Here is a 24,147-nt window from a genome sequence, read left to right on the forward strand (position 1 = left end):
GTGACATATAAAGACAGTATATGACGTGACATTGTCCGCGTTTATCGCAGAAAGGTAAGCCATGGGAATTATAAAGACATCAAAGCTGATTTTCGATTATATCAGAAGAGATGAAGAAGAGAATATAGAAGAAGTAAACCGTGCCATCGACGACGTCAGCATCGAGATTAAGGAGGGCGAGTTTGTGGCGGTCTTAGGCCACAACGGATCCGGAAAGTCCACCTTTGCCAAGCAGCTGGACGCGATCCTGCTTCCGACGGATGGGACGGTGTGGATCCAGGGGCTGGATACCTCCAAGGAGGAGAATCTGTGGGAGGTTCGAAAGAAAACGGGGATGGTATTCCAGAATCCCGATAACCAGATTATCGGCAATATCGTCGAGGAGGACGTGGGATTCGGACCGGAGAATATGGGGATTCCGACCGACGAGATCTGGAAACGGGTTGACGAGAGCCTGGAGGCGGTGGGGATGACGGCATACCGCATGAAGTCGCCCAACAAGCTTTCGGGTGGACAGAAGCAGCGGGTGGCCATCGCAGGTGTCATGGCCATGAGACCCCAGTGCATCGTTCTGGACGAGCCTACCGCCATGCTGGATCCCAACGGGCGCCGGGAAGTGGTGAAGACCGTCCATGAGTTAAACCGCCAGGAAGGGATCACCGTAGTGCTCATCACTCATTATATGGAAGAAGTCATTCATGCCGACCGGGTTATCGTCATGGACGACGGACGGGTGGTGATGGACGGAACGCCCAGGGAGATATTTTCCAGGGTGGAAGAGCTCAAGTCTTACCGGCTGGATGTGCCGCAGGTGACGGAGCTGGCTTATGAGCTTCAGAAGAACGGCGTGGATTTACCGGATGGGATTCTGACGCTGGAGGAGCTGATGAAATATCTGCTTCCCATATTTGCAGAGCGTTATCCGGACAGGGTGACTCTGGGAGATGGAGGATGCAATGGCAATTAAGATAGAACATTTAAATTACGTTTACGGACAGGGCACCGCGTTTGAACAGCAGGCGCTTAAGGACGTGAATCTGGAGATCCAGGATGGCCAGTTTATCGGACTGATCGGCCATACCGGTTCCGGGAAGTCCACGCTGATCCAGCATTTAAACGGGCTGATCAGGGCGACGGACGGTGCGATCTATTATAATGGTAAGAATATATATGACGACGGCTATGACATGCGGGCGCTTCGAAGCCGTGTGGGACTGGTATTTCAGTATCCGGAGCACCAGCTGTTTGAGATCGATGTGTTTACCGATGTCTGCTTCGGGCCAAAGAACCAGGGCCTGTCGAAGGAGGAGACGCAGAGCCGGGCAAGGGAAGCGCTTACGATGGTAGGACTCGATGAGAGCTTTTATAAGCAGTCGCCCTTTGAGCTGTCGGGCGGCCAGAAGCGCCGGGTGGCCATTGCCGGTGTGCTGGCCATGGAGCCGGAGGTGCTGATTCTGGACGAGCCTACGGCGGGACTGGATCCGAGGGGACGCGATGAGATCCTGGATCAGATTGAACGTCTTCATCATGAGAAAAAGATGACGATCATCCTGGTGTCCCACAGCATGGAGGACATCGCAAAATACGTGGACCGTATTCTCGTGATGAACCACGGGGAGAAGGTGTTCGACGACACGCCGAAGGAAGTATTTAAGCATTACAGGGAACTGGAGGCCATCGGTCTGGCCGCCCCGCAGATCACCTATGTGGTGCATACGCTGCGGGATCATGGAGTTCCCATTGACAATAATATTACGACGGTGGAGGAAGCGAGAGACGAGATCCTTGCGCTGTTAAAAAAGGAAGGACAGGCGGCCTGCGGTGACGGAAGCCGCGGACAGGAGACATTATGTTAAGAGATATTACACTGGGGCAGTATTATCCGGTGGATTCCGTACTTCACCGGATGGACCCGAGGACAAAGCTGTTCGGAACCATGGTATTTATTATTTCCCTGTTTGTCGCAGACAGCATCTGGGCTTATCTGGTGGCCACGCTTTTTCTGGCCATGGCGATCAGACTGAGCCACGTTCCGTTTAAGTTCATGGTGCGGGGACTTAAGGCCATCATCTTCCTGCTCTTAATCAGTGTCAGCTTTAACTTATTTCTGACCCCGGGTGAAGTGGTCTTTAAGCTGTGGTTTTTAAAGGTGACGAAGGAGGGATTAATGACGGCCGGATTCATGGGAGTCAGGCTGATCTATCTGGTGGTGGGCTCATCGGTTATGACGCTGACGACCACGCCTAATGAGCTGACAGACGGACTGGAAAAGAGCCTTGGATTTTTAAAGAAGATAGGACTGCCGGTACATGAGGTATCCATGATGATGTCCATCGCACTTCGTTTTATTCCGATTCTGGTAGAGGAAACGGATAAGATCATGAAGGCGCAGATGGCGAGAGGCGCTGATTTTGAAAGCGGAAATATCATTCAGAGAGCGAAGAACATGATTCCGCTCCTCGTGCCTCTGTTTATCTCCGCGTTCCGGCGGGCTACGGATCTGGCTATGGCCATGGAGGCGAGATGCTACCGCGGCGGCGAGGGAAGAACGAAGATGAAGCCGCTTCACTATGCAAAGCGGGATGGTGTGACGTATCTGGTTTACGTCTTTTACCTGGCCGTGATAGTTGTTTTAAGAATCCTGATATAAGGCGGTTTTTGAGAAGATGAAACGGATTAAGCTAATAGTGGCCTACGACGGCACAAATTACTGCGGATGGCAGATACAGAACAACGGGCGGACCATAGAAGAAGTCTTAAACGAGGCGCTGACCGCCCTGTTTCACGAGAAGGTGGCGGTAATCGGGGCCAGCCGGACGGATTCCGGCGTCCACTCCGATGGTAATGTGGCTGTGTTCGACACGGAGAGCCGGATGCCGGCGGATAAGGTCTGTTTCGCGCTCAACCAGAGACTGCCGGAGGACATCCGGGTCCTTGCATCGGAGGAGGTTCCCTTAACGTGGCATCCCAGAAAATGCAACTGCGTAAAGACGTACGAATACAGAATTTTGAACCGGAAGATTGAGGTTCCGACGCTGCGGCTGTACGCCTATTTCTGTTACTTCCCCCTCGATGCAGAGAAGATGAAGCAGGCGGCGGCGTATCTGGTGGGTGAACACGATTTTACCAGCTTCTGCGCACCGAGGACCCAGGCGGAGGACATGGTGCGTACCATCTACAGCCTGGACGTCGTGAAGACGGGCGATATGATTACGATACGGGTCAGCGGAAGCGGGTTCCTCTATAATATGGTCCGCATCATCGCGGGGACGCTGATGAAGGTGGGGCTGGGAGTCTATCCGCCGGAGCATGTGGAGGAGATTCTGGATGCAAGAAACCGCGCGGCAGCAGGCCCTACCGCGGTGGCCCGTGGACTGACGCTAATCAGCCTGGAGGAAGAGACGGAGCTTCGTCCTGTCATAGCGGCTGAAAATAAGGAGTGGAAATATTCTCTGGATCAGACGAAGACGGCAAAAGAGAAGCAGTCGTTTCTCACCATAGAGCGGTGCGTCCCGGAGGAGTTTGAACGCCTTCTGTTCCGGGTGGTGCACCAGGCCGTCAGGAACGGAGCGGAGACGGTTTATGTAAACGATCAGGAAGCCGCTGGGCGGATCGAAACAGGCAAGGCATACGGCTATTACGTGTTTTTGCCTTCGGAAGAGAAGGGCGGATGGTATGTGACCCACGATATGCGAGTCTGGGGAAAGAGCGGGGAGGAGACCTGATTTTTAACGGAATTGTTACTTGTATACGGCGGAGGTTTTTGATATACTTGCTAAAATCTCCATGGCAGGAATGCCGGGACGGTTGTGATACAGCCGTCTTTTTTCGTGCAAATGAATATTCTGCGGCGGGCCTTTGAATGCGCAGGGAGATAAGGGCGCTGCCGAAAAAGAGGTTTTGATATGACGGCGGACAGAACAAAAAAGACACATGAGATACCGACGAGTGCCGGTGCTGTATTGATCACGATGGGGGTGGTGTACGGGGATATCGGGACGTCTCCCATGTACGTAATGAAGTCAATCGTGGCCGGCAACGGGGGATTGGGAGGAGTCAGCGACGAACTGATCTTAGGCGCGCTGTCCCTGGTCATCTGGACCATCACCCTGCTGACGACGATGAAATATGTGGTGGTGGCCATGCAGGCGGATAACCACGGTGAGGGCGGTATCTTCTCCCTGTACAGTCTGGTAAAGCATTTTGGAAAATGGCTCATCTTTCCGGCCATGATCGGCGGAGCGGCCCTGCTGGCAGATGGCGTGATGACACCGGCAGTGACGGTGACGACGGCGATCGAGGGTCTGAGAAGCATCTCTTCCATGCGGGAGCTGCTGGGAGACGGGCAGAATAAGATCATATTTATAACGATAACAATTATTGCGCTGCTGTTCCTGGTCCAGAGAGCGGGCACCAGTTCCATCGGAAGGGCCTTCGGCCCTGTCATGGCAGTCTGGTTTCTGTTTCTGGCCGCGGCGGGGCTGGGGAACATAGGCGGGAATGTGGCGGTACTGAAAGCCTTTAATCCGGTCTACGCGGTGAAGATCCTGACCAGTCCGGCCAATGATGCCGGGATAATGATCTTAGGCAGCGTGTTTCTGGCGACAACCGGCGCGGAGGCGCTGTACTCGGATATGGGACACGTGGGAAAGAACAATATTTTCCTGAGCTGGCCTTTCGTTAAGATCTGCCTGATTATCAATTATCTCGGGCAGGGGGCCTGGCTGATGGCCTGTAAATCCAATGGGGCGCTGGCGGCGATACCGGATATGAATCCATTTTTTCAGATGCTGCCGGAAGGAATCCGGCCCTTTGCCGTGTTCCTCGGCGCGGCCGCTGCGATTATCGCGTCCCAGGCGCTTATATCCGGTTCCTTTACGCTGGTATCGGAGGCGAGCCGGCTGGATTTAATGCCTCATATGCAGATTACATACCCATCCCAGCGAAAAGGGCAGATTTACATTCCTCTGGTGAATCAGGTGCTGTGGTTTGCCTGTACCGGAGTGGTTCTTCTGTTTCAGACCAGCGCCCATATGGAAGCGGCTTACGGGCTGGCGATTACGCTGACCATGCTGATGACAACGGTGCTGCTCTTTCTCTATCTGCGGAAGGTGAAGAAGCTGGCTGTGGTGCCTTTCCTTTTCCTGTTTTTCTTCGGCGGTCTGGAGGGAAGCTTTTTCATATCCAGCTTAAGCAAGTTCAGCCATGGGGGATACGTGGCGCTCTTTATGGCTTTGATTCTGTTTGGGATCATGGTCGTATGGCATGAGGGGACCGGCATTGAGTCTTCCCAGGCGGTGCTCCTGCCCCTGCGGAAATATCTGCCCCAGCTGGAAAAATTAAAAAATGACAGTTCCCAGGAGCTGTTGGCCGACAATCTGGTCTTCATCACAAAGGACAGCGACAAAAATAAGCTGGACAGAGATATTCTGTATTCCATCTTTGACAAGAAGCCAAAGCGTGCCAATGCATACTGGTTTGTGGGCATTACCGTCACGGATGAGCCCTATACCCGGGAATACAGCGTGGACAGCATGGGGACGAATTACATGTTCCGTGTGCAGCTCAGGCTGGGCTTTCGGGAAAATCAGCGGGTGAATGTCTACTTGAGGCAGATCGTGGACGAGATGGTAAAGAGCGGGGAGCTGCCGTCTCAGAAGCGCCGGTATTCCATCTATGAGCCGGGCGTCGTGGGGACCTTTAAGTTCTGTATGATCCGAAAGCTTCTGGTTCCGGAAAGCGATATCGGTCCCTTTAAACGGACGGCGATATCGCTGAAATATGCGATCCGCCATTTCGCAGGCACACCGGACCGGTGGTACGGACTGGAGAATTCGTCCCTGATCATCGAGTATGTTCCGCTCTTTATCCAGATGAAGCCGGTAAGTCATCTCACGAGGGTATGAGAGACTGGGAATATGAAAAACAATATTTTGTAAAAAACATCGAAAAAACCTTGATTTTATGGGAAAAAGAGGTTGACACACCCGGCTGAATGTAATATAATGTATAACTGTGACGTTAGACGAAAAATGCTTAAGCCAAAGCCCCGGAGTGAGCATTTTACGATATAGTTATGAATAATAACAGCAATTTAACAGGAGGTTAACCAATGAAAACTTTTATGGCTAGTCCAGCAACAATTGAGAGAAAATGGTACGTAGTTGACGCTACAGGACATACATTAGGACGCTTGGCTTCAGAAGTAGCTAAAGTATTAAGAGGAAAGAATAAACCGATCTTCACACCACACATGGATTGCGGCGATTATGTAATTATCGTAAATGCAGATAAGGTGAACGTATCTGGAAAGAAATTAGACCAGAAGATTTACTACAATCACTCTGATTATGTAGGCGGAATGAAGGAAACAACCTTAAGAGAAATGATGGCTAAGAAGCCGGAGAAGGTTATGGAATTAGCAGTTAAGGGTATGCTTCCGAAAGGACCTTTAGGAAGAAGCATGATGACAAAACTTCACGTTTACGCTGGACCGGAACATGATAATGCGGCTCAGAAACCAGAAGTTTTAGAAATCAAATTTTAATTAAGGTACTGAAAGGAGGAAGTTATCATGGCTAATGCAAAATTTTATGGAACAGGCAGAAGAAAAAAATCTATCGCCAGAGTATATTTAGTACCGGGTACAGGTAAGATCACAGTTAATAAGAGAGACATCGATGAGTACTTCGGTCTTGAAACATTAAAAGTTGTTGTTCGTCAGCCGTTAGTTGCTACAGAGACCAACGATAAGTTTGACGTACTGGTTAACGTTCATGGTGGTGGTTTTACAGGACAGGCAGGTGCTGTAAGACACGGTATCTCCAGAGCTCTTCTTCAGGCAGACGCTGATTACCGTCCGATCCTCAAGAAAGCTGGTTTCTTAACAAGAGACCCGAGAATGAAAGAAAGAAAGAAGTACGGCTTAAAGTCAGCTCGTCGTGCTCCACAGTTCTCCAAGAGATAATAAGAAATATTATAAGAAAATTAACAGAACCCTTGAAAACTCAGTGTTTTCAAGGGTTTCTCTATGTCTAAAGCAATTATGTGAAAGCCTAAAAAGTTATGAAAACATGTTCGTTACAGACAAGTAGCGGACACATAATAGACAAAAAGGGGTATTTGAGATAAGACTTGTATGGTGGTAGATCAACAAGCGTCAATAAAGGTTTGTCAGAAATAAATTTGATTAGCGGCGTTTTGATGTATGGGCAAAAAGAATAGGGGATATCGAAAATCACTACAATTTATAGATTGTAGTGAGATACTCCATATGATAAAATGGACGCAAGGACAATCGTGTTGCAGGGTGAGTTGACTCCTATTCTTATAGAATGGGGGTGATGCTTATGAAAAATCATTTTGATTTTAAGGATATAATGACTTTTGGTCTGTTCCTTTTGGCATTACTTACATTCGTTTTTTCGTTTTGTAAGTAGTTCTACATAGCAAAACCGCCCTTGTACTTTGGCGAGTAAGGGCGGTTCTTTAACTAAACTTATGGGTCAACCCCTTGTGGGCAGTTGTTCCTTTTCTATCTATAATATAACATAATATGATATTAAATTCAATAGCCTATTTTGTGGGTTTGAAGTTCTCAAAGAGATATTCAGACAAATCACGAGTTCATACAAATCCCGCAGGCGGTTTTGTCTGTGGGATTTTTTGATACAGCGGGAAAGTGCGGGAGGTCTTATGCTTCAGATTGCTATTTGTGATGATGAAAAATATTACCGGGAAACTATCCGGTCGCTCCTCACGGAATACTTAGAGAAGCGTGGGCTAACGTACACGTTTTCCATATTTCTGTCCGGAGAGGAGTTCTTGAGCCTGCCGGAAAACGCCGTGAAATATGACGTTGTGTTCATGGACATCAATATGAGCCGTGTGGACGGGATCGAGACGGCCGCCTGGATGAGGTCCCTTCATTCGGAGACGGAGATTGTGTTTGTGACGGCATTTATTCATTATGCGCCGGAGGGATATAAGGTGGACGCGGTGCGGTTTATCATGAAGGATACCCTGGAGGCGGCTCTTCCGGAGTGTATGGGTGCGGTTCTTAAGAGAAAACGGCTGGAACAGGTGGAATTTTCCTGTGTGGAGGGGAATGTGAGGCTGTTTACGGATCGGATTCTCTACGTGGAGAGCCGGAAGCACAAGTCCATCTTCTGTTATCAGGGGGCGGAGCCAGCCGCCTATCAGGTGTATTTGAAGCTGGATGAGATCGAAGGGCGGCTGAAGGAATACGGTTTTCTGCGAATCCATAAGAGCTATCTGGTAAATATGAAGCACGTGAGGCGGATCAGCAATTATGAGGCTGAGCTTGACAGCGGGGAACGGCTGCCCATTCCGCGGCTCCGGTTCCAGGCGGTGAAAGAAGAGTATGCAGTATACAAAGGAGCGCTGTAATGGGGATTGTGATGCGAAATATCCTGTTGTGCCTGATGCTGGGGGCTGGCTGCAGCATTTACTATGAAACGATCGTGCCGGTGCGGGTCTGGCGCACAGCATGGGTGAAGTATACGGCGGTTCCGGCGTTTGCGCTGGGATTTCTGGTGATCGCATTTACGGAGATTCCGCCCTATATCCTGCAGCCGGTGAGAGTGATCGCTGTCCTGTGGCTGGTCTCGTGGATTTACTTTCAGATGAAGGCGGTGCAGAGTTTGATTCTCTCCGTGCTGTTCTGCGCGGCCATGTGGATCGTGACGGCCATTGTCGTGTCGGCCGTATACGCACTGCCGCCGGGGTACCGTGGACTTGAGATGATCGAGGAAGAGTTGTCCTACAGTGTTCTGCTGTGTCTGATGTTAGTGTTTCATTTCCGGTACCGGAAGAAGATCAGCGGCCTTACTGGGGCGCAGTGGGCCAGGTTTGGGTATTTTCCCATATTCAGTATGATCGTGATTATGGCAATCAGTATGATGATGGGAAGCGGGGATACGGAGCGGCTGGTGGCGGTGGCCGGTTTTGGCGTCCTCAATGTGATCGCCCTGTATTTTATTGGAAATATTCTGGAGAAGGATGCTCAGGTGCAGGAGATGAGACTGCTCCAGGAATGCACACAGAACCAGATGGAAATGTACCAGAACATGCAGAAAAACTATGAACGGCAGAGGCGTGACCTGCACGACTATAAGAATCAGTTGACCTGCATCCAGGGCCTTCTTCTGGAGGACCGCAGGGAGGAGGCGCTCCATTATGTGGAAACGCTGAATGGAAATCTGCGAAAAGACGCGGATTTTGTAAACACGAACCATGCGGTTGTCAATGTGGTGCTAAATCAGAAGTATCAGAGCGCGCTGGAAAGAAATATTACGATGCTTCTGTCTGTCAACGATCTGTCCGGGCTGACGATGCGTGAGGAGGACTTAGTCACGCTGCTTGTCAATCTGCTGGACAATGCCGTGGAGGCCTGCGAAAAGCTGGAAGAGAACCGGGTGATCCGGTTTAAGATGGTACTGGAGGAGGGGGAGCTGATCCTTTCGGTCAGAAATCCTGTGGCGGTGCCTGTCATCATTGACGGAAAAAGAATTGTTACCACGAAAAACGATGGGGGCAAGCATGGAATCGGGCTGCTCAATGTGAATGGCGTGATTGAGCGCAGCGGCGGAACCTCTGCGCTGCGATGTGAGGACGGTTGGTTTTGTTTTTCTGCGATGATTCCGGCTGCAGAGTAAAGGGGGCTATTGGTGGAGTCAGTATTGTGAAGTTTATGATACGCAGTACTGGTTACCTGTTGAGGGGAAAATAGAAGGAGGTGCCGGAAGGCGCCTCTTTTTGCTGCCGCACCGTCTGTTTGTGCTCTGGTTATTGTTCTGTGAGGCGAAGATTCCTATAATTAGGGGGACGAATCAGAGAAGCGGCTGGATCAGAGAATCTGACGTTTCACGGAAAGGAGAGATGGCAAATGAAGGGACTGAAAATGAGGATTGTAATGGCAGCAGTGGTATGTGTCTGCCTGGCAGCCTGTGGCGGGAAGGGGAGTACTGCCAATGCAGAGACGCCGGAAGCGGCGGTTAAGTCGGCCATGGAGGCTTTACAGGCACTGGATTTAGGGACGTTTAATGCCTGCACGGATAATTATGTCAGCACCGACAGAAACTGGCTGGGGATACCGGTGGAAAGGAGGTACCGGGTGTTCAACGAGCTGCAGCAGCCGGGTATCCTGCAGGGGGCGAAAGAGCGGTCTAATCAGGCGTTTGCGGAGAAGATGGTGGAGAATCTGTCCTGGGAGATCATCGGGGAGACGACAGAGGGCGGCCAGTCTGTCATTACCTTGCGCATCACGAATACGGATATGTCCAACGTCATGGGATATTATACGGTTCATATTCTGGAGAAAATGGCGGGCGGCAGGGGAACCGGGCTGAAGGAGCTGTTTGAGGAGATCGCGGAGTCTGATTACGACAGAGGCGGAGTCCTTCCATTTCTCGATGAGGCGGAGGGAAGTGTGACGACCGATGTGGAGGTGACGGTATGCCGGGAAAATAACAGATGGATTATGAAGATCACAGACCCATTTATAGAGGCGTTTATGGGAAATTTCGGAACAGGGGAATTTTCGGATGAGGTGAAAGAGCGTATCGATGAACTGGAAACGGAGTATGAAAAGAAGATGGACCAGTGGGGAGAGGACTTCGGCAGCCGGATCGAGCAGTGGGTGGAAGGGATTTTTGATTAAAATACCGCTTGAATTATGGACCGTACTGTGCTAAAATCTATTTTTCCTAAAACGCAGGAGATGGATGGAGCATCGGAAAGGAACCGTATGGAGTGGGAGAAACTGCTTTCAAAGGAACGTTTTTATCATTCGGGAGACAGGGAAGAATCTGGCCGGAATGATTATGATACGATTATCAGGAGTACGCTGTTTCGGCGGCTCCAGGACAAGGCACAGGTATTTCCGCTGGAGGCGGACGATTATGTCAGAACGCGTCTTACGCACTCTCTGGAGGTATCTGCCATCGGGAAGAGGCTGGGAGAGCTGACATTCCGGCGGCTGAAGGAGAGGCGGATAGACGCCTGGTTTGAAGAAAACCCGGAAACAGAATTTTCAGATACGCTTCTGTGTGCGGGATTGGTGCATGACATTGGAAATCCGCCCTTCGGCCATTTTGGAGAGTATGCGGTACGGGAGTGGTTTCAGCGTTATTTGAAGGACATGGAGCTGGGCGGACGCAGCGTCACGGAGGTGCTGGAGCGTGAGATGGTGACGGACCTTTACTGTTTTGAGGGCAATGCCCAGTCGCTGCGGCTTCTTTCCAAAACACCTCATCTCGGGAAGCAGCAGGGGTTCAATCTGACGTACCGTGTGCTGGCGTCCATCATCAAGTATCCGGTCTCCTCCTTTGCCATGAAGAATGGCAGCGGGAGCAGCCAATACGGAAAGTTCGGATATTATGTGGCGGAGCGGCCGCTCTTTCTGGCAGTCGAGGAGGCTGTCGGGACTGCCGGGGCGCGCCATCCGCTGTCCTATCTCCTGGAAGCGGCGGACGATATCGCTTACCGGACCTCGGATCTGGAGGATGCAATGGTAAAGAAGATTTTGACATTTTCCCAGATTGCCGCCGTGCTGGAGGAGTATGCGACCGGAGACGGCATAATGGGAGACGGGAGAGGGGAGATGACGGAGGCAGTTCTTCTTCTGAAGCAGATGTATGAAGAGGAAATTGCACACGGTGACCGGAAAATGGGAGGCGCTGTGGTCAGGAACCCGAAGCCGGAGCTGACAGCCATCCAGCGTTGGAACCGGTACGTACAGGAGATGATGATCGGGGACGCGGCCAGTTCGTTTGAGAAAAACTATGATGCGATAATGAACGGCACCCTTGAGGGAGACCTGCTGTCGGGGACGCCGTCCGGGTGCCTGGTGGAGGCCATCTCCAGGCTCTGCGAGGAGGTGGTCTATACCAGCCCTGTGAAAATAAAGGCGGAGCTGTTCGGGCGCAGAGTCATCGATTCCCTGATGGGCCAGTTTATGCCGGCGGCAGTCAAATATGATACCGGCGAGGCAATGACATTTATCGAACGGCGGATTATGGATACGGTGTCGGACTTTTATAAATCCATGTACCACGCACAGGCGGCGGGAAAGGGCGAAGAGGAGAGGCTGTATCTCAGAATTCTGATGGTAACGGATTATATCAGCGGGATGACGGATAATTATGCCAGACGGCTGTACCGGGAGTTGTTTTCCTGAGGCGGATGCGGGATTTAAAGCTATAGGCGATTGAAAAGGTAATTCAGAAGTAAGAAAGATGTAAGGTGCCCCAACCGGTATCGTGATGTATAATGAGGGTAAAGAACGGACAGGAAGGGGGATATCCAATGAGAAAAACAGTTCTGTTGTGGATTGTGGCGGTTTTGACCGTGGGGATCACGGCCTGTGGGATCGCGGAGAAAGCAGAAGCAGAAACCGAGTCAGAGTCAGAAGTGAAATCGTACTGCGCATATGTGATTAGTCTGGGAACGGATACGATCGAGGTGGATATTGCCGAATACATTACGGATGAAGACACGGAACGGATGCGGGAACTGGATCTGACCGAGGGGGATATGCCGGATGGATACTATATTTATAATCCGGATGAGACGAAGGAGACGCTGCATTTGACGAAGGAGACCAACTATACATTTATTGACTGGGGACGAGACTTTGTCGATGCAGATCTATATGAAGACCTTCTGATCAGCACCACCAGCCGGGAACTGTTTCGAAGCTATCTGAAGACGTATCGCAATTCGAGGCCGGGGATGCCGTTTTTCCTGGAGGTGGAGGACGGAACGGTTAAGAGTATTTTAGAGAAGCCCTTCATGTGATGGAGAGGGCGAGACGCGATTATCGGAATTTGATAATCACTGTTTCGCCCTCTTTTCTGGTATTATTTTCTAAAATATGTTAATATTTCTATTAGCGGTACATGATCCGGAAGGAGGCGGAAGATGGAGAAGAACGATATCGGTATCATTCACGGTACAGAATACCGGGCGATGACGAAGAAACTTCTGGAGTGGGCGGATCTGGCGGGAATGATTGGAAGTAAGGATAAAAAGATCGGTTTAAAGCCGAATCTGGCGGTGGCGAAGGCGCCGGAGAGCGGGGCCACCACACACAGGGAGCTGCTGGAGGGGACCATAGAGTATTTGCAGGAACATGGATTTGGACGGATTTCCATTCTGGAAGGTTCCTGGGTGGGGGACAGCACGAAGGCGGCATTCCGGGCGGCAGGATATGACCGGGTATCTGAAAGGTATGATGTGCCTCTGGTTGATTTACAGCGGGATTCTTTTACGGAGTATGACGCGGCGGGAATGAAGATCAGCCTTTGTGACGCGGCAGCGGAAGTAGATTTCATGATTAACATGCCGGTGCTGAAGGGCCATTGCCAGACTGCGGTCACGTGCGCATTAAAGAATCTTAAAGGAGTGATTCCCAATTCGGAGAAAAGACGGTTCCATACTTTGGGTTTACATAAACCGATAGCGCACCTGAATACGATAGCGAGAAATGATTTTATTCTGGTGGATAACATTTGCGGGGATTTAGATTTCGAGGAAGGCGGGAATCCGGTGGTGATGAACCGGATTCTGGGATTTCTGGATCCTGTGCTGTGCGATGCCTGGGTCTGCGGCAGTATGGGGTACCGGACGGAGGAGGTGCCGTATATTGGGCTGGCAGAGAGACTGGGAGTCGGAAGCAGCGATACAGGGAGCGCCAATGTCGTCTTCCTGAACGAAGATACAGCGGGAACAGCGAAATTTACCATGACCGGACGGGTGAAAAGGCTGGCTGGATATGTGGAACCGGAGGATGCGTGCAGCGCCTGTTATGGATCCCTGATCTATGCGCTGGACCGGCTGAATGACCGGGGACTGCTCTCGAAAGGGGATGGCCCTGTCTCGATCGGCCAGGGATGCAGGGGAAAAACAGGAAAGACGGGGATCGGACGGTGTACGGAGCTGTACGAGCACTCTCTCGGCGGGTGTCCTCCGAAGGCGGTGGATATGGTGAAGTTTCTGGAGGAACATTGGGTTCGGAAATAGGGAACGTAAGTGCATGAGGCGGTTTGAGGGGGGGGGAAGAGCGGAAAAGGCAGTAGATAGGACGATGGCAATGAGCAGAACAGTGGAAATGAGCAGAACAGTGGAAATGAGCAGAACAGCAGCAATGAACAGAACAGCAGCAATAAGCAGAACAGAAAGAAGGAAACAAGAATGGGACATTTGACAACGCGGGACGCATACCGGAACTTAAGCGACCGTATCAATTGGTTTACACAGGGCGCGCCTACTTCGGAGACCCTTTATAAAATACTGGAAGTGCTGTACACGGAGAAAGAGGCGAAATGGGTGGCACTCCTGCCGGTGCGCCCGTTTACGGTGAAGAAGGCGGCGAAGATCTGGCAGACGTCGGAGTTTAAGGCGGAGCGGCTGCTGGACCATTTATGCGAGAAGGCGCTTCTGGTGGACTCTTACCACAATGGAATCCGCAAGTTTGTGATGCCGCCGCCAATGGCTGGATTCATTGAATTTGCGTTGATGAGGACGAGAGGGGATATCGATCAGCACTATCTGGGGGAGCTTTACTACCAGTATATGAACGTGGAGGAAGATTTTATCAAGGACCTGTTCTTTGCCACGGAGACAAAGCTGGGCCGTGTGTATGTGCAGGAGCCGGTTCTGACCAATGACAAGACGAATCATATCCTGGATTACGAGCGTGCCACCCATATCGTGGAGGAGGCGGAGTACATCGGCCTGGGGCTTTGCTACTGCCGCCACAAGATGTTCCACGCGGGCCATCCGTGTGAGATCAATGCACCCTGGGATGTCTGCCTTACGTTTGACAATGTGGCGCGTTCTCTGGCGCAGCATGGCGACTATGCGCGGTTAATCTCCAAGGCGGAGGCGCTGGATGCCCTGGAACGCTCTTACGCCAGCAACCTGGTACAGATCGGGGAAAATGTACGGGAACATCCGGCATTCATCTGCAACTGCTGCGGCTGCTGCTGTGAGGCGCTGCAGGCGGCAAGACATTTCAGCCCGATGCAGCCGGTGGCTACGACGAATTATATACCGGAAATATCCCTGGAGAATTGTGTGGGATGCGGTAAGTGCGCCAAGGTCTGTCCGGTTCTGGCCATTTCCATGGAAGAAGGGGAGAACGGAAAGAAAAAGGCAGTGGTGAACAGGGAAATCTGTCTGGGCTGCGGCGTCTGCGCGAGAAACTGTGCGGTGAAGGCCATCGAACTGAAGAGACGCCCGGAGCAGATTATTACGCCGGTTAACAGCACTCACCGGTTTGTTCTTCAGGCGATTGAAAAGGGGACTTTGCAGAATCTGATTTTCGATAACCAGGCATTTGCCAATCATCGGGCGATGGCGGCTGTGTTTGCATCTATTCTGGAGCTGCCTCCGGTCAAACAGGCGCTGGCGAGCAAACAGCTGAAATCTGTGTATCTGGACAGGCTGCTTTCCCATCATAAGAAGTAATGGGATAGAAGAGGCAAATGGAGATAGAAAAACTCCGGAAAAGGTTCTGTGACCCTTTTCCGGAGTTTTTATGTGTTGTTTGGTTATTTAATTGGTCCCCGCCGGTTTTAACGGATAGCAGTGATGCAGCAGCAGCTTGTCTTCAATCGCAGCCGTCTCCGCGTAAAAGGTTTCGGAGATTCTGCCGGCGATCAGTTCCGCGTTCTGATTATCCACATCGGAGACCATGACGAGGTACTGGCAGCTGCTGTACTGGGTGAAGACATCGCCGAGGCGGAGGGAATGCTGGGTGACGGATTTTAAGGTATCCATCTGCAGCTCCCGCGTTTGAAGCATGGGGAAATCTCCGTTTTTGTCGGTCAAAGTAAAAAGAATAATGTAGGCGCTTTCGCCGCTTCGGCGCAGCCGGCGTTCTACAAATCGGTATATGCTTTTAAAGGTTTCATAGTCCTGGCAGTAAGCGCCGGAGGTCAGCTCCTGTTCCGATAATTCGGAACGGATTAACGCCATATCGATGTCGATGCCCTTTTTGGCGGCGGAACGGCGTTCCTCGGCGGCGGTCAGAGCCGGTTTCTTATTTTTCTTCCGTTTTTCTGCCAGAAGCAGCTGGTCGGCGCGGTCAAACAGACTTTTATAATCATCACCGGGCTGATAGAGGCTTCCGCATACGGTGACGGAGATACCGTTGATAAGCGGGCTGGTCATCTGGATTCCTAAAAGGCGGGTCCGTATCTGGCGGCACCGCTCATCTGCAAAACTCTGGTCCTGCGCAAGCGGCATATAGATGACGAATTCATCTCCGCCTACACGGCCCAGTATATCATTTTTAAAGGTCATGAGACTCAGGATCCGGACGACCTCCTGGATCACGGAATCTCCTGTAATATGGCCGTATCGGTCATTGATCTGCTTGAACTGGTCCACGTCAAGCACGAAAAGGACACCGGTCTTTTTTTCGGCCAGCAACTGGTTGATTTTTGTCTCTGTAGCACCTCGGTTATAGATGCCGGTCAGCCAGTCGTGGCTGGCCAGTCTGCTTAAAATTTCGTTCTCCTCTTTCAAGGCTTCCAAATCCCGCTTCATATGTTATTATGCCCCCTGTCACTCTGCCTTAATGATACACAGAACCCCCCTGCAAGTCAAGAAATATAACATGAAATGCATGAAAAGAGGCACGAAGTGCATGTATCATGGAAGATCCGGCTTGCCGTTTTGCAGGAAAGAAGGTAGAATAAATGATAACGGAAAGGAGCGGTGAATATGGAAGACAGAGAGGATGAAGTGCTGAGGCTGACCAGCAGGATCGTGAGAGACCACTGTGCCAGACGGATCGGGCGGGTCAGAGAACTTCTGGCTGATGATGTCGTATGGATCGGCCCCCTGGAATTTCAGTGGGCGGAATCGAAAGAAGGGATGGATTCGATTCTGGATCTGAGACGGTTGAAATGGAAAGTGAATATTCGGGAAGAGAAGTACCGGACTGTCATGTACGATAAGGACATTTGTCTCGTATACGGCAGCTTTGTATGCGGCATGTGGCATATAGAGAAGCCGGTATTTCACAAGATCCGGGTGACATTTCTCTGGAAACGGACGAAGGGGGAATGGAAGGCCCGCCATATTCACATTTCCCAGCCTTTTGATTATCCGGTGCCTTCTGAGATGAGCGATGAGGAGCTGGAGGATCTCTATGGATATGCCGGCAGCCATGGGGACAGAACGAAGAAATGGCTGGGGGATCACAGGGGACATAAGAAGCTTCTGATTAAGGACTGCAGCGGCTATTACCACTATATTTACGAGAATGAGATATACTGTATCGAGTCGGACAGCCATAACTGCAACGTAATCCTAAAGGACCGGAAGATCCGGGTGAGAAAGAAGATATCGGAATATGAGGCGGAACTGCCCGGTTTCTTCCGCCGTGTTCACCGGGGCTATCTGGTAAATGAAAACTGTATTGAGGGAATTTCCCTCTACCGGCTGACACTTCCTGACGGCCTCGATATCCCTGTCTCCAGAAAAAAGTATGCGCAGATCAAACCGCTTCTGAAAAAACGTGCCGGTGCAGATGGAAATGAATCCGGCAATATGATATACTCGTAAGATGGCAGAATGACAGAAAGGAATGCAGAATTATGTATGATAAGCTGACTAAGAATGATATTCAGAAAATGCAGGAAGAGATAAATCACAGGAAGCTGGTGGTTCGGAAGGAAGCGCTGGAAGCGGTCAAGGAAGCGCGGGCCCACGGAGATTTAAGCGAGAATTTCGAGTACCACGCGGCCAAGAAGGATAAGAACCAGAATGAGAGCCGGATCCGGTATTTGGAGAGAATGATCAAGACGGCGCAGATCGTGTCCGATGAATCCCGGGAAGATGAGATTGGCCTTTACAATACGGTGGACTTATATTTTGAGGATGACGACGAGGTGGAGACGTATAAGCTGGTGACCACGGTGAGGGGAAATTCCATGAAGGGTCTTATCAGCTCGGAATCACCTCTGGGCAGCGCCATTATGGGGCACAGGGTGGGAGACCGGGTCTATGTGAGGATTAACGAGAAGGCGGGATACTACGTGGTGGTGAAACGTCTGGAGAATACGACGGACGACGGGAGTGACAAGCTGAGAAGCTATTAAAGCCGCGGGAGGCGAAGTATGAAAAAAACACAGGGTGACGGCGGTCTTACGATAAAATATGCGGCGCTTCAGGGAAACTACTGGATGCTGTTTGGTTCGGTCTTTACGTTTATAGCGGTATTTCTGCTGTCCCGGGGATTTTCGGCGGGTGGTGTCGGTGTTCTGATGGCCCTTGGAAATATCACGGGGGCAGTCCTGCAGCCGTGGATCGCCGCTGTGGCGGATAAGAGTGAGAAATATACGCTGAAACAGATGATGATGTGTATCACCGCCCTGGGAATTATTCCGGCGGCAGCGCTGGCGCTCGTACCGGGATCGCGGTACCTGGCAGCAGGGCTGCTCATGGTGGTTATGGCTGTGGTAAGCGTTCAGCAGCCTCTGGTCAATGCGGTGAACGGATATTACTTAAGCCGCGGGAAATCCATGAACTTCGGGATTGCGAGAGGAACGGGCTCTCTGGGATTTGCGGTTCTTTCCTGGATTATGGGGTATTTTGTGGCGTCTTTCGGTGAAAATGTGATCCCTATTGCCATCTGCTTCCTGTTGGTCACCATGCTGGCAGTGCTTTCCTCATTTCGGATGGAACGAGGAAGGGAAAATGGCGCAGAAAAGGATGAGAGTGCAAAAAAGCCATCGGAGACCTCATTAAAAGGAGACGTCATTTCCCGGACACAGGGCAGCGGCTGGGGGCTGATCAGGAAATACAGGAAGTTTTTCCTGGTGCTGGCCGGCATTGTATTTTTGTTCGCCTTTCATAATATGGTTAATACCTATTTAATACAGATCATGGAGCGTTTCGGCGGGGACAGCTCTGATATGGGAACGTCCATAGCCATTGCCGCGGTCTGTGAGATCCCGGTGATGGTGATGTTTTCGAAGATTGCAGAGAGAATCAGGCCCAACCGCCTGCTTAAGATCGCGGGTCTGGGCTTCCTGCTGAAAGCCGCTGCAATCTGGATGGCCGGCAGTGTGCTGCTGGTCCATGCAAGCCAGCTGCTTCAGGCCCTGTCCTTCGCGATTCTGATCCCGGCCTCCGTCTACTATTCGGATGAGGTGATGGAAGAGCAGGACCGGGTAAAGGGGCAGGCCTTCATTACTGCGGCTATCACGGTCGGCGGAATGGTGGGCAATCTATTTGGCGGAAAGATCATTGACGCGGCAGGGGTTCCGGCCATGCTGACCATCGGTGTGGCCTGTGCGGGAGCCGGCATGCTCTTCGTCTGGATCGGTGCGGTTCCGGCGAAAGAAAGGGGATCAGACGGCGCATTATGATGAAGGACATGACAAAGGGGAAGATACCGTCGGAGCTGATCCGGTTTTCTATTCCGCTGATACTGGGCAACTTGTTTCAGCTGACCTATAACGCGGTGGACTCGATCATCGTCGGCAGATGGGCGGGGGAGAATGCCCTTGCGGCGGTGGGAACGGCGAATCCCGTGATGAATATTGTGATCCTGGGGATTACCGGTATCTGTATCGGGGCCTCGGTATTAATGAGCGAATTTTTTGGGGCGGGCCGCGGGGAACAGCTGAAGCGCCAGGTATCCACCACGCTGATCTTCGGCTGCTTCTTTTCGGCTGTCGTGGTTCTCCTGGGAGTGCTGCTTTCGGCCCCGGTTATGAGGGCACTGCGGGTGCCGGAGGAGATATTCGGGGATGCAGTGGTGTATTTGAGGATTATCTTTCTCGGAATGCCGTTTACCTATCTTTATAACGCGGTGGCGTCCGCCCTGCGGAGTGTGGGAGATTCCAGGACACCGGTCCGTTTCCTGGCAATGGCCTCGGTGCTTAACGGCTGTCTGGATCTGGTGTTTGTCGCCGGCTTTGGCATGGGAGTCGTGGGGGCGGCGCTGGCCACGGATATCGCGGAGGCGGTGTCTGCGGTCCTGTGTGTCGTCTACGTTTACCGGAAGGTGCCTCTGCTGCAGTTGAAACGGGAGGATATCCGTGTGGATAGGGAACTGCTGAAGCTGACACTGAAGCACGGCTCCATCACGGCGCTGCAGCAGTCCTGCCAGCCCATTGGCAAGCTTCTGATCCAGGGAGCCATCAATCCGCTGGGGGTCAGTACGATAGCGGCATTTAATGCGGTGAACCGGGTGGATGATTTTGCATTTACTCCGGAACAGAGTATCTCGAGTGGTATGATGACGTTTATCGCCCAGAACCGGGGGGCAGGGAAGAAAGAACGCGTGAAGAAAGGATTCCGGTACGGTCTCCTCGTCGAAGCAGGATACTGGGTGATGATCTGCACAGCGATCCTGCTTCTGAAGGAGCCTCTGATGAGGCTGTTTGTGTCGGAGGGAGATACGAAGATGGTGGCGCCCGGCGTGGAGTATTTGAGCCTGATGGCATTCTTTTATCTGATGCCGGCATTTACCAACGGAATCCAGGGGTTTTTCAGGGGAATGGGGAATATGTCGATTACGCTGGTCTCCACGCTGATCCAGATCACTTTCCGTGTTGTCTTCGTATATCTTCTGGTGCCGCGGATGGGAATGACAGGGGTCGCCTGGGCCTGTCTGATTGGCTGGAGTTTCATGCTCATGGCGGAAGTTCCGTATTACTTCTGGTTTAAACGCCGCCACGAGCTGTTAAAAAATTAAATCAATCAGCTTTTGCCTAAATCGCTGCTTCTGTCTATGTAGGAGGTGTGAAGCATCTCCTCCGCGAGAGGGCTGAGCGGTTTTTCGTAGAAATTCTTATAAATGGCTTTTATCTCCGGGTTTTCATGGGATAAACGCAGCTTCATCTGGCGGTCTCTCGCGTAGAGGCCGTCAATTCGTTTCTGGCGCAGCCCGTCGCCGGAGAAGTTCTTGTCCTTCGGCTGTCCGCCGCCGCCGATACAGCCGCCCGGGCAGGTCATGACTTCTATGAACTGATAGAACTTTTCACCGCGTTTGATGCTGTCTAGCAGCCGTCTGGCGTTGGCTGTGCCGTAGACGACGGCAATGTCCAGCCTGGTTCCCGCGATGGTCAGAGAAGCCTCCTTCGTGCCGGCCAGTCCGCGGACTTCCTTAAGGTCATAGAGATCATCGGGTACAGGTTCGCCTGTGAGCGCGGCATAGGCAGTACGGACCGCGGCCTCCATGACGCCGCCGGTATTGCCAAAGATCACACCTGCTCCGGAACCCTTTCCCATAAATGGATCGTATCCAGCCGGTTCCAGGGCGAGAAAATCGATGCCCTCCGCCCGGGCCCACTGGGCCAGTTCTCTTGTGGTGATGACGTAGTCCATATCACGCATGCCCTCGATTCCCAGCGTTTTGCCTGCGGAACACATCTCCTCACGGCGAATCTCGAATTTCTTTGCGGTACATGGGGTGACCGCTACGTTTACGATCTTCTTCGGGTCCAGGTTTTCCTGATTGGCAAAATACGTCTTGATGGTCGGGCCCTGCATACCGATGGGGCTCTTGGAGGTGGAGAGATTTTCCTTGAATTCCGGATAGTACGTCTCCACAAATTTTACCCAGGCGGGGCAGCAGCTGGTGAGCTGGGGAATGGGGATATTACTGCTGGTTAACCGGCGGATCAGTTCGTTGGCCTCTTCCATGATGGTCAAGTCGGCCGCGAAGTTGGTGTCCAGGACGTAATCACCGCCCAGGGCGCGAAGCAGCGCAACCATGCGGTCTTCCACAAAGCTTCCCTCTTCCATGCCGAATTCCTCTCCGAGCGCCACGCGCACAGACGGCGATGTGGAGAAGATGACGATTTTGTCGGGATCGTTCACGGCTGCTTTTACGCTTTCCCATTCAGGAACTTCCGTAATACAGCCGACAGGACAGACATTGGCGCACTGACCACAGTGGATGCAGATGGCGGTGTCGCCTGTTTTTAACAGATCATAGTAGCCTGCGACTCCGATGGACTCGGTACAGACCGTTTTACACTGGCCGCATTTGATACACAATTCCTCATGCCGCATGACAGAGGGATTATCCGGCTCGATGGGGACCCGGATGTCGGTAAATAGGTGTTTGCTCATGTGAATATTCCTCCTGGGTATGAATTAATAACAGTAACTATTATTAATTATAAAGCTTCTGACATATTTTGTCAATGGCGTTCTTCTGTTTTTCAAATTCTTTGCCTGTGCCTTTTGCGATAGCGGATGACGACCAGAGAGCATCGTAAAGAAATCGTGAAGATTCGGGAAATGCCATTGTAAGAAAGGCGCGGAGGCGGTATAATTTTCTTGTAATTAAGGAAGCAGCCCCCCCAATAATAATGTTTCCAAACAACACATTTCCCCGTCCGGGAACCACAGCCGCTGATTCAGCCGCTGTGGTTTTCGGGCGGGGGATTTTTTATTTCATAAGAAAGTCCGTCCTATGAAATAAAAACCCTACGGGAGGATGCGCACTCCGCGCTAAGGAAGTATGGCCGCTGAAGCGACCGCGATCCGTGGGTTTTCTTGACGGATAGGGGAATATCCGATACAATGTAGTCATCTGTAACTACAAGAGACGGGAGATAAGAAGATGATAAAGAATATCGTATTTGATATGGGAAAAGTGTTGGTCGGCTATGACGCGGACAGAGTCTGCGGCCATTACATGGACAATGAAGAGGAGAAAAGGGCGGTCAGCACCAGCGTATTTGTGTCGCCGGAATGGCTGATGCTGGATATGGGCGTGATTTCGGAGGAAGAGGCTTTAAAACGGATGCAGGACAGACTGGAAACGGATCATGCGAAGGAGATGGCGGCCCTCTGCCTGGCGCACTGGCATGAGTATAACATGTGGCCTATGGAGAGTATGGGGGAGCTGGTCCGGGAACTGAAGGCGATGGGGTACGGAATTTACCTCTGTTCCAACGCGTCTGAACGGCTTCTGGAATGTTACCGGATTATCCCGGGCATCGAATGCTTTGACGGAATCCTCTTCTCCGCGGAGGTGAAATGCGTGAAGCCGCAGAAGGAGATGTACCAGCATTTATTTGAAAGGTTCCATTTAAAGCCGGAGGAATGCTTCTTCATTGATGATGTGATGTTAAATATCGAAGGCGCCAGAGCCTGCGGTATGGACGGATACTGTTTTGCGGATGGCGACGAGGCGGCGCTCCGGGCTGCTTTGAAGCGGCTGAACAGGAATGCGGATTAGATTATGTCTGTGTCTGCACCAATAGAATGGAGACCATGAATGTACGAGACAGAGATTAAAAATATGGATTTGGGCCAGCTGGCGAAGTCCGGCCAGTGCTTCCGTATGCGGCTCGCTGCGGAAACGGAGCATGGCGGAATATGGTCCGCGGCCGCCGGGGGACGGTATGTGGAAGTCATGCAGGATGGGAGCCATTTTCTGTTTTCCTGTGAGGAAGACGAATTTGAAGGGGGCTGGCGTACGTATTTCGATATGGATACGGACTATGAGGCGGTAAAATGTTCGGTGGACCCGGAGGATGAGTACCTGCAGGCGGCCATGGCCTTTGGCGGCGGCGTGCGGATTCTCCGCCAGGATCTGTGGGAGATGATCGTCACCTTCCTGATTTCACAGAACAATAATATTCCCCGGATTCGAAACAGCGTGGACGCACTGTGTGCGAAATTTGGGGAAAAGAAAACCGGTATCGGGCTGGTTTTGGATCCGGAAGGCTGTGTGAAACCGGTGGAGAAGACGTATGACTCATTTCCGGAGGCCGGGGCGGTGGCGGCGGGAGGTCTGGAAGGGCTTTCCGGCCTGGGACTCGGATACCGGGATAAGTACATATGGACCATGGCGGAGAAATGCAGCGGCCCGGACGGCGCAAAGTGGCTGGATGACCTGCGCGCCGCCGACTATCACACGGCTCACGGCATGCTCACAGCAGAATTTGGCATTGGCAGGAAGGTAGCCGACTGTGTCTGTTTATTCGGGCTTCACCACGTGGAGGCATTTCCGGTGGACACCCATGTAAAACAGATTGTGAACGCTTATTATCCCGGCGGTTTTCCACTCGAACGGTATCGGGGATACGCGGGGATTCTGCAGCAGTACATGTTTTATTATAAACTGAACGATAAGTAAGGCAG

Annotated in this window: 21 protein-coding genes and 1 pseudogene; 20 read left to right on the forward strand and 2 right to left on the reverse strand. The window is 51.7% G+C overall.

What is annotated here, in order from left to right; genetic code table 11:
- Nucleotides 1–61: 61 nt before the first annotated feature.
- The 14 genes and pseudogenes from H8S80_RS10280 to H8S80_RS10345 all read left to right on the forward strand — a co-directional run bounded on the left by H8S80_RS10280 (nucleotide 62) and on the right by H8S80_RS10345 (nucleotide 15,492).
- On the forward strand, nucleotides 62–967 hold the full coding sequence (locus H8S80_RS10280; protein WP_002604671.1) for an energy-coupling factor transporter ATPase: 906 nt from the start codon (nucleotides 62–64) through the stop codon (nucleotides 965–967).
- On the forward strand, nucleotides 957–1,856 hold the full coding sequence (locus H8S80_RS10285) for an energy-coupling factor transporter ATPase (RefSeq protein ID WP_025532236.1): 900 nt from the start codon (nucleotides 957–959) through the stop codon (nucleotides 1,854–1,856). The genes H8S80_RS10280 and H8S80_RS10285 overlap by 11 nt, the downstream gene beginning before the upstream one ends.
- Nucleotides 1,850–2,650: an energy-coupling factor transporter transmembrane component T family protein gene (locus tag H8S80_RS10290; RefSeq protein ID WP_002604669.1), complete on the forward strand. Its 801-nt coding sequence runs from the start codon at nucleotides 1,850–1,852 to the stop codon at nucleotides 2,648–2,650. The genes H8S80_RS10285 and H8S80_RS10290 overlap by 7 nt, the downstream gene beginning before the upstream one ends.
- Before the next feature lie 16 nt (nucleotides 2,651–2,666).
- A pseudogene (gene truA / locus H8S80_RS10295) lies at nucleotides 2,667–3,401 on the forward strand (tRNA pseudouridine(38-40) synthase TruA); the annotation flags it as partial.
- Between the two features lie 504 nt (nucleotides 3,402–3,905).
- A complete protein-coding gene (locus tag H8S80_RS10300) occupies nucleotides 3,906–5,906 on the forward strand; it encodes a KUP/HAK/KT family potassium transporter (RefSeq protein WP_117630724.1) in 2,001 nt (666 codons plus the stop codon).
- A 206-nt stretch (nucleotides 5,907–6,112) separates the two neighbouring features.
- Complete coding sequence (gene rplM / locus H8S80_RS10305; RefSeq protein WP_002604666.1) at nucleotides 6,113–6,547, forward strand: 50S ribosomal protein L13; 435 nt, start codon at nucleotides 6,113–6,115, stop codon at nucleotides 6,545–6,547.
- A gap of 27 nt (nucleotides 6,548–6,574) precedes the next feature.
- Complete coding sequence (rpsI, locus tag H8S80_RS10310; RefSeq protein ID WP_117630725.1) at nucleotides 6,575–6,967, forward strand: 30S ribosomal protein S9; 393 nt, start codon at nucleotides 6,575–6,577, stop codon at nucleotides 6,965–6,967.
- A 728-nt stretch (nucleotides 6,968–7,695) separates the two neighbouring features.
- Entirely contained in the window at nucleotides 7,696–8,409 is a 714-nt protein-coding gene (locus tag H8S80_RS10315) for a LytR/AlgR family response regulator transcription factor (RefSeq protein WP_117630726.1), read from the forward strand.
- The gene (locus tag H8S80_RS10320) at nucleotides 8,409–9,677 is read left to right on the forward strand and encodes a sensor histidine kinase (protein ID WP_117630727.1); all 1,269 of its coding nucleotides are present in this window, start codon (nucleotides 8,409–8,411) and stop codon (nucleotides 9,675–9,677) included. The genes H8S80_RS10315 and H8S80_RS10320 overlap by 1 nt, the downstream gene beginning before the upstream one ends.
- A gap of 230 nt (nucleotides 9,678–9,907) precedes the next feature.
- Nucleotides 9,908–10,681, forward strand: coding sequence for a hypothetical protein (locus tag H8S80_RS10325; protein WP_117630728.1), 774 nt, complete (start codon nucleotides 9,908–9,910; stop codon nucleotides 10,679–10,681).
- An 87-nt stretch (nucleotides 10,682–10,768) separates the two neighbouring features.
- A complete protein-coding gene (gene dgt / locus H8S80_RS10330) occupies nucleotides 10,769–12,199 on the forward strand; it encodes a dGTP triphosphohydrolase (protein ID WP_117630800.1) in 1,431 nt (476 codons plus the stop codon).
- Nucleotides 12,200–12,327: 128 nt separating this feature from the next.
- Nucleotides 12,328–12,819 carry a hypothetical protein gene (locus H8S80_RS10335; protein ID WP_117630729.1) on the forward strand — a complete coding sequence of 164 codons (492 nt, stop codon included), beginning with the start codon at nucleotides 12,328–12,330 and terminating at the stop codon, nucleotides 12,817–12,819.
- A gap of 123 nt (nucleotides 12,820–12,942) precedes the next feature.
- The gene (locus H8S80_RS10340; protein ID WP_117630730.1) at nucleotides 12,943–14,043 is read left to right on the forward strand and encodes a DUF362 domain-containing protein; all 1,101 of its coding nucleotides are present in this window, start codon (nucleotides 12,943–12,945) and stop codon (nucleotides 14,041–14,043) included.
- Between the two features lie 171 nt (nucleotides 14,044–14,214).
- Nucleotides 14,215–15,492, forward strand: coding sequence for a 4Fe-4S dicluster domain-containing protein (locus H8S80_RS10345; RefSeq protein ID WP_002604658.1), 1,278 nt, complete (start codon nucleotides 14,215–14,217; stop codon nucleotides 15,490–15,492).
- Between the two features lie 87 nt (nucleotides 15,493–15,579).
- Here the strand turns inward: H8S80_RS10345 and H8S80_RS10350 are convergent, their stop codons facing one another.
- Nucleotides 15,580–16,575, reverse strand: a complete 996-nt coding sequence (locus tag H8S80_RS10350; RefSeq protein WP_117630731.1) for a GGDEF domain-containing protein — start codon at nucleotides 16,573–16,575, stop codon at nucleotides 15,580–15,582.
- 177 nt (nucleotides 16,576–16,752) lie between these two features.
- Here H8S80_RS10350 and H8S80_RS10355 point away from each other — a divergent pair, with 177 nt between their 5' ends.
- Genes H8S80_RS10355 through H8S80_RS10370 form a run of 4 tightly spaced genes read left to right on the forward strand, consistent with a single transcriptional unit; the run spans nucleotide 16,753 to nucleotide 20,740 of the window.
- Nucleotides 16,753–17,598 (forward strand): LytTR family transcriptional regulator, encoded by an 846-nt coding sequence (locus tag H8S80_RS10355; RefSeq protein WP_025531964.1) that lies wholly within the window; start codon nucleotides 16,753–16,755, stop codon nucleotides 17,596–17,598.
- 32 nt (nucleotides 17,599–17,630) lie between these two features.
- Entirely contained in the window at nucleotides 17,631–18,134 is a 504-nt protein-coding gene (locus H8S80_RS10360) for a GreA/GreB family elongation factor (RefSeq protein ID WP_002604655.1), read from the forward strand.
- A gap of 18 nt (nucleotides 18,135–18,152) precedes the next feature.
- On the forward strand, nucleotides 18,153–19,406 hold the full coding sequence (locus H8S80_RS10365) for an MFS transporter (RefSeq protein ID WP_117630732.1): 1,254 nt from the start codon (nucleotides 18,153–18,155) through the stop codon (nucleotides 19,404–19,406).
- Nucleotides 19,403–20,740 carry an MATE family efflux transporter gene (locus H8S80_RS10370; RefSeq protein WP_002604653.1) on the forward strand — a complete coding sequence of 446 codons (1,338 nt, stop codon included), beginning with the start codon at nucleotides 19,403–19,405 and terminating at the stop codon, nucleotides 20,738–20,740. Before H8S80_RS10365 ends, H8S80_RS10370 begins: the two co-directional genes overlap by 4 nt.
- Nucleotides 20,741–20,745: 5 nt before the next feature.
- On the opposite strand, the gene H8S80_RS10375 is transcribed toward H8S80_RS10370, so the two are convergent.
- Nucleotides 20,746–22,122: a [FeFe] hydrogenase, group A gene (locus H8S80_RS10375; protein WP_002604652.1), complete on the reverse strand. Its 1,377-nt coding sequence runs from the start codon at nucleotides 22,120–22,122 to the stop codon at nucleotides 20,746–20,748.
- A 496-nt stretch (nucleotides 22,123–22,618) separates the two neighbouring features.
- Here H8S80_RS10375 and H8S80_RS10380 point away from each other — a divergent pair, with 496 nt between their 5' ends.
- A complete protein-coding gene (locus H8S80_RS10380; protein ID WP_002604651.1) occupies nucleotides 22,619–23,239 on the forward strand; it encodes an HAD family hydrolase in 621 nt (206 codons plus the stop codon).
- A 39-nt stretch (nucleotides 23,240–23,278) separates the two neighbouring features.
- A complete protein-coding gene (locus H8S80_RS10385) occupies nucleotides 23,279–24,142 on the forward strand; it encodes a DNA-3-methyladenine glycosylase family protein (protein WP_117630734.1) in 864 nt (287 codons plus the stop codon).
- The last annotated feature ends 5 nt before the right edge of the window (nucleotides 24,143–24,147 follow it).

The organism is Hungatella sp. L36 (genome assembly GCF_014288035.1).